We start from the raw sequence: 4,433 nt of genomic DNA, 5'->3' as shown, positions 1-4,433 counted from the left end.
CCTGGCTGCTGGTGCTGGTCGCCACCATCGGCAACGTGGCGGGCGCCGTGCTGAACTATGGGCTGGGCGCCGGTGCCGAGCGCTTCCGCCACCGCCGCTGGTTCCCGCTGTCGGCGGCCGGCTGGGAGCGCAGCGCCGGCCTGTTCAACCGCTGGGGCGTGGCCACGCTGCTCTTGAGCTGGGTGCCGATCATCGGCGATGGCTTCACCGTGCTGGCCGGCGCCGCGCGCACCCGCCTGCCGCTGTTCCTGGCGCTGGTCACGCTGGCCAAGGGCGGGCGCTATGCCGTGCTGGCAGCGGTGCTGCTCCGCTGAACGAAGAAAGGGGGGCGCATGGCCCCCCTTCCCCGGTTCGACGTGTCCGACGCGATCAGTATTTCACGCGGATGCGGGCATACCACAGGCCGCCGTTGAAGCCGAACGGGCCACCGGCGTTGGGATAGATCTGGCCGTCGGCCAGGCTGTTGGTGGAGGTGAAGATCGGGTTGGCCGGCGAATTGGCCACCCGGTCCGGATAGACGTTGAACAGGTTCGAGGCGCCCACCGACAGGGTGTAATGTTCCTGGATCGTGTAGCTCACGTCGATGTCGGTGGTGAACTTGTCGCCGAACACCTGGCCCGGATAGCCCACCTCTTCCCGCCACGAGCCATAATAGGCCTCGCGGACTGTGACAGCGAAGCCGCCGCCGCTCCACGTGCCGGTCAGGTTGGCGCGGTGGTTGGGGGCGAGGTTGCCGATGTTGATGATCTGCGCCGCACCGATGACGTTCGGATCGAACCTCGGCACGGTCGACTTGTTGTAGTTGTAGGCAAAGGTCAGCGTGGCATTGCCGCCAGCGAGGCCGCCGCGCCAGGTGCCAACCACGTCGACACCGCGGGTGCGGGTGTCGAAGGCATTGGTGAAATAGTTCACCGCGCCATCAACGCCCACGGCCGCCAGCGCCGGCTCGGCGATCAGGTCAGCCGCCGACACCGTGAAGTTCTGGCTGATGCCGATGCGGTTGCGCACCTTGATGCTGTAGGCATCGACCGTCAGGCTGATGGCATCGTTGGGCGTGAACACGAAGCCGGCACCGAAGTTGGTGGAGCGTTCCGGCCGCAGCGACTGGGCGCCATAATATTGGGCAATGGCGCTGGTCACCGGATAGGTGCCGACCTGCACCTGGTCCCCGCCCACGAAGGTGGTGGTGAGGATGGCGGTGTTGTTCTGGCCCGGCGACGGCGCGTGGAAACCGGTGCCGGCGGTGCCGCGGATGGCGAAGCTGGGCACCACTTCCCAACGGAAGTTGCCCTTGGCGACAAAGGCGCTGCCGAAGGTGTTGTACTTCTCGAAGCGGCCCATGGCGCCGAGGCTCAGGGTTTCGGTGACGTCGGTTTCGGCACCGGCATAGATGGCATAGCTCTGCTGGCTGCGGGAGCCGGCAAAGGTCGGGCTGGTGCCGCCGTAACCGGATGCGCCGGGCGGCTTGGTGATCACGATCTGGTTGCCCTCTCCATCAACCGCCGGCATGAAACCACCCTCACCGTCGGGCTCATAGAGCGGCTGCACGGCAAACGGGCCAGCGGCATAGGACTGCAGGTCGCCTTCGGTCTGCGTGTAGGTCTCGCGCCGGAATTCACCGCCGAAGGAGAAGGTGATCGGGCTGGCCAGCCCGGCTTCGACCGGCAGGGTGAAATCGGCGTTGAGGTTCTGTTCTTCCTGGATCAGCTTGCCGAACTGAAAGCTGGTCTGGCTCTGCGGGCCGAACGACGGGCTGAGCGACTGGGTCATCGACAGGTTCAGCGAGTTGCGGGCGATGGTGCCCGACAGGTCATAGGTGAAGCCGTTGTCCAGCTTGCCCTTGACGCCCAGCACGCCGAAATATTGCTCGGTGCGGCCCTGGAAGCGCGGCGTGAAGCCGGCGGGATAGAGGCTGGTGAAGTTGTAGGTGGCGCCGTTCTGCAGGAAGCCGCCGGCCGGGCAGCCCAGCGACGCGGCGTTGGCCGGGCAGGGCGTCAGATAGATCGGCGTCGCGAAGGCGGCGTTGGCGTTGAGATTGGTGGTGCCGCCGACGATCGGCACGTTTGTGGCGCTGATCGGGGAGCGATAGTTGAAGCTCTGGTCCGCCTTCAGACGCGAATAGTTGGCGATGAAGTAGATCTTGGCTTCCGGGGTGAGCTCATAGGCGCTGTTGAGCAGGAAGCGCGTGGCATAGCCGGGCGAGTTGCCATAGATCTGCGCCGGACCGGGGAAGTTCGGCAGCTGGTTGGCGAGGTTCGGGTTCTGCTGGGCAAAGATCAACGCAATCGGGCGGGTGGCGTTGCGCACGGTGCCGCGATCATCGGTATATTCGCCGGTCAAGTTGATGAAGCCACGGTCGCCCAGCTTGACGCCGGCATTGGCGGCGATCTGCCAGCTTTCGCCGTCACCACGGTAGAACTGGCCATAACGACCGACGACTTCCAGGCCAGCATCTTCGCGCAGGCCATAGTTCATCACGCCGGCGATGGCGTCGGAACCATATTGGGCGGTGGCGCCATCACGCAGGATCTGCAGGCTGCCGATGGCCAGGCTGGGAATGGTCGAGATGTCGGCGCCCTGGCTGCCGAACGACAGCGCCGTGTCACCGCCAGTGAACACCTGCACCAGCGCCGAGCGGTTGAGGCGCTTGCCGTTCAGCTGCACCAGCACTTCATCGGCCGACAGGCCGCGCAAGCTGGGCGCGCGCACGAAGGTGGAGGCATCGGAAATGGCGTTCTGGCCGACATAGAAGGACGGCACCAGCGCCTTGACGATGTCCAGCACGTTGGAGGCAGGCTGGGTGGCGATTTCGGCAGCGCCGACGACATCAACCGGCGAAGCGGTGTCGAGGATCGAACGGTCGGTGCGGCGGGTGCCGACGACGACGATCACCTGTTCATTGCCGTCTTCGGCAGCAGCCTGCGTGTTCTGGGCGGCAGCTGGCATGGCCGCCAGCATCGGCAGCGCCGAACCGGCCAGCAACAGGCGCGCCACGCGCGACATCATCGGATTCTGCATCTCTAGATCCCCTGCGATCATCAATAGCGCCGCTCCCCGCGGCCGCTGCAGCGAACATTAGTAAGATATCAAGTTGTCACAATCACATTGTGAATGACATGTGCGCCGGCGGGCCATTATCCCGGCGGTTGTTGCAGCCGCACATCAGTTGGTAAAATTCCGTTAACACTTGATACCCGGCGGTGGCTCAGTCGGCCAGCCAGCGATTGAGCCGGCTGCCGGAATCGGCGAGCATGACCGCCGCCGGCCCGCTTTCGACCACCTGCCCATCGGCCATGAAGGCGCAGAGATCGGCGATGCCGGCGGCTTCATCCAGATCGTGGGTGACGATGATCATCGGCGCCGCGCTGGCCTGCCGCAGCCGGGCGACGGCTGCGATCAGGGCGCGGCGCACCGGGCGATCCACGGCAGCGAAGGGCTCATCGAGCAGCAGCACCGCCGGATCGCGAGCCAGGGCGCGGGCCAGAGCCACTCTCATCTGTTCGCCGCCCGACAACCCTGCCGGTCGGCGCTGCACCACCGGCCCTTCCAGCTGCATGGCGGCCAGCAGCGCCAGCGCTGCTTGCCGGTCGGGATGTGCTTGCGCGATCATCACGTTGGCCAGCGCATCAAGATGCGGGAACAGGCCGCCGCCCTGCAGCACCAGCCCCACCCGGCGGCGCCAGGCCGGCAGGCCCGAGGCGCCGTCCTGCCAGCGCTCCCCGTCCACCTGCACAATGCCGCTGGCCGACAGCAGCCCGGCAATGGCCTTCAACAGGCTGGACTTGCCGGCCCCCGATGGCCCGACCAGCGCCAGCGTCTGCCCCGCCGGCACCGCCAGCCGTGCGACAATCGGCAACGGTGCGGCCGCCGACAGGTCCACCATCAACCCCTCAGCCACGCCGCGCCCCGCGCCCGAGCAGGAACAGCAGGCTGATGGCAAGCAGGCTGGTGAGGGTGAGCAGCGCCGCCAGCCGGGACGCACCGGCCATGTCGAACGCCTGCACCCGGTCATAGATGGCCAGGCTCAAAGTGGCCGTCTCGCCTGGAATGGCGCCGCCCACCATCAGCACCACGCCGAATTCGCCCAGCGTGTGGGCAAAGGCCAGCACGGCCCCTGTGGCCAGCCCCGGCCAGGCCAGCGGCAGTTCCACGCGTCGGAAGGCGGCCAGCGGCGAGAGACCGCAACTGGCCGCCGCAGCACGCATGTCGTCGCCCACGGCTTCGAAGGCGCGCTGCGCCGGCTGCACCGCCAGCGGCAGGTTGACCAGCACCGAGGCGACAAGGATGCCGGCAAAGCTGAACACCAGCCGCGCGCCGGTGAGCGCCTCGATGGCGCGGCCGAGCGGGCTTTCCGGCCCCAGGCCGACAAGCAGCGCCAGCCCCACCACGGTCGGCGGCAGCAACAGCGGCAGCAGCAGCAACGCCTCCAGCAG

General features: G+C 67.1%; 4 protein-coding genes. 1 reads left to right on the top strand and 3 read right to left on the bottom strand.

Translation table 11 applies throughout. The features are described 5' to 3' along the window. Positions 1–314, top strand: a 314-nt coding sequence (locus GJV64_RS11850) for a YqaA family protein (protein WP_164157418.1), incomplete at its 5' end; no start/stop codon positions are given. A gap of 55 nt (positions 315–369) precedes the next feature. Here the strand turns inward: GJV64_RS11850 and GJV64_RS11845 are convergent. The 3 genes from GJV64_RS11845 to modB all read right to left on the bottom strand — a co-directional run. After that, complete coding sequence (locus tag GJV64_RS11845) at positions 370–3,018, bottom strand: TonB-dependent receptor plug domain-containing protein (protein ID WP_235927727.1); 2,649 nt, start codon at positions 3,016–3,018, stop codon at positions 370–372. Between the two features lie 187 nt (positions 3,019–3,205). Then, complete coding sequence (locus tag GJV64_RS11840; RefSeq protein ID WP_235927726.1) at positions 3,206–3,898, bottom strand: ATP-binding cassette domain-containing protein; 693 nt, start codon at positions 3,896–3,898, stop codon at positions 3,206–3,208. Continuing rightward, positions 3,891–4,433: molybdate ABC transporter permease subunit (modB, locus tag GJV64_RS11835; RefSeq protein WP_164157417.1), on the bottom strand; the 543-nt coding region annotated here is incomplete at its 5' end. The genes GJV64_RS11840 and modB, both read right to left, overlap by 8 nt.

This window comes from Sandarakinorhabdus rubra (genome assembly GCF_010994245.1).
Taxonomy (GTDB): domain Bacteria; phylum Pseudomonadota; class Alphaproteobacteria; order Sphingomonadales; family Sphingomonadaceae; genus Sandarakinorhabdus; species Sandarakinorhabdus rubra.
Note: the sequence above shows the minus strand (reverse complement) of the source record. Positions and strands in the feature narration are given on the sequence as shown.

Coding starts and splice junctions, on each gene's coding strand:
- GJV64_RS11845 (WP_235927727.1), bottom strand. CDS start 3,018: ATGCAGAATCCGATGATGTCGCGCGTGGCGCGCCTGTTGCTGGCCGGT.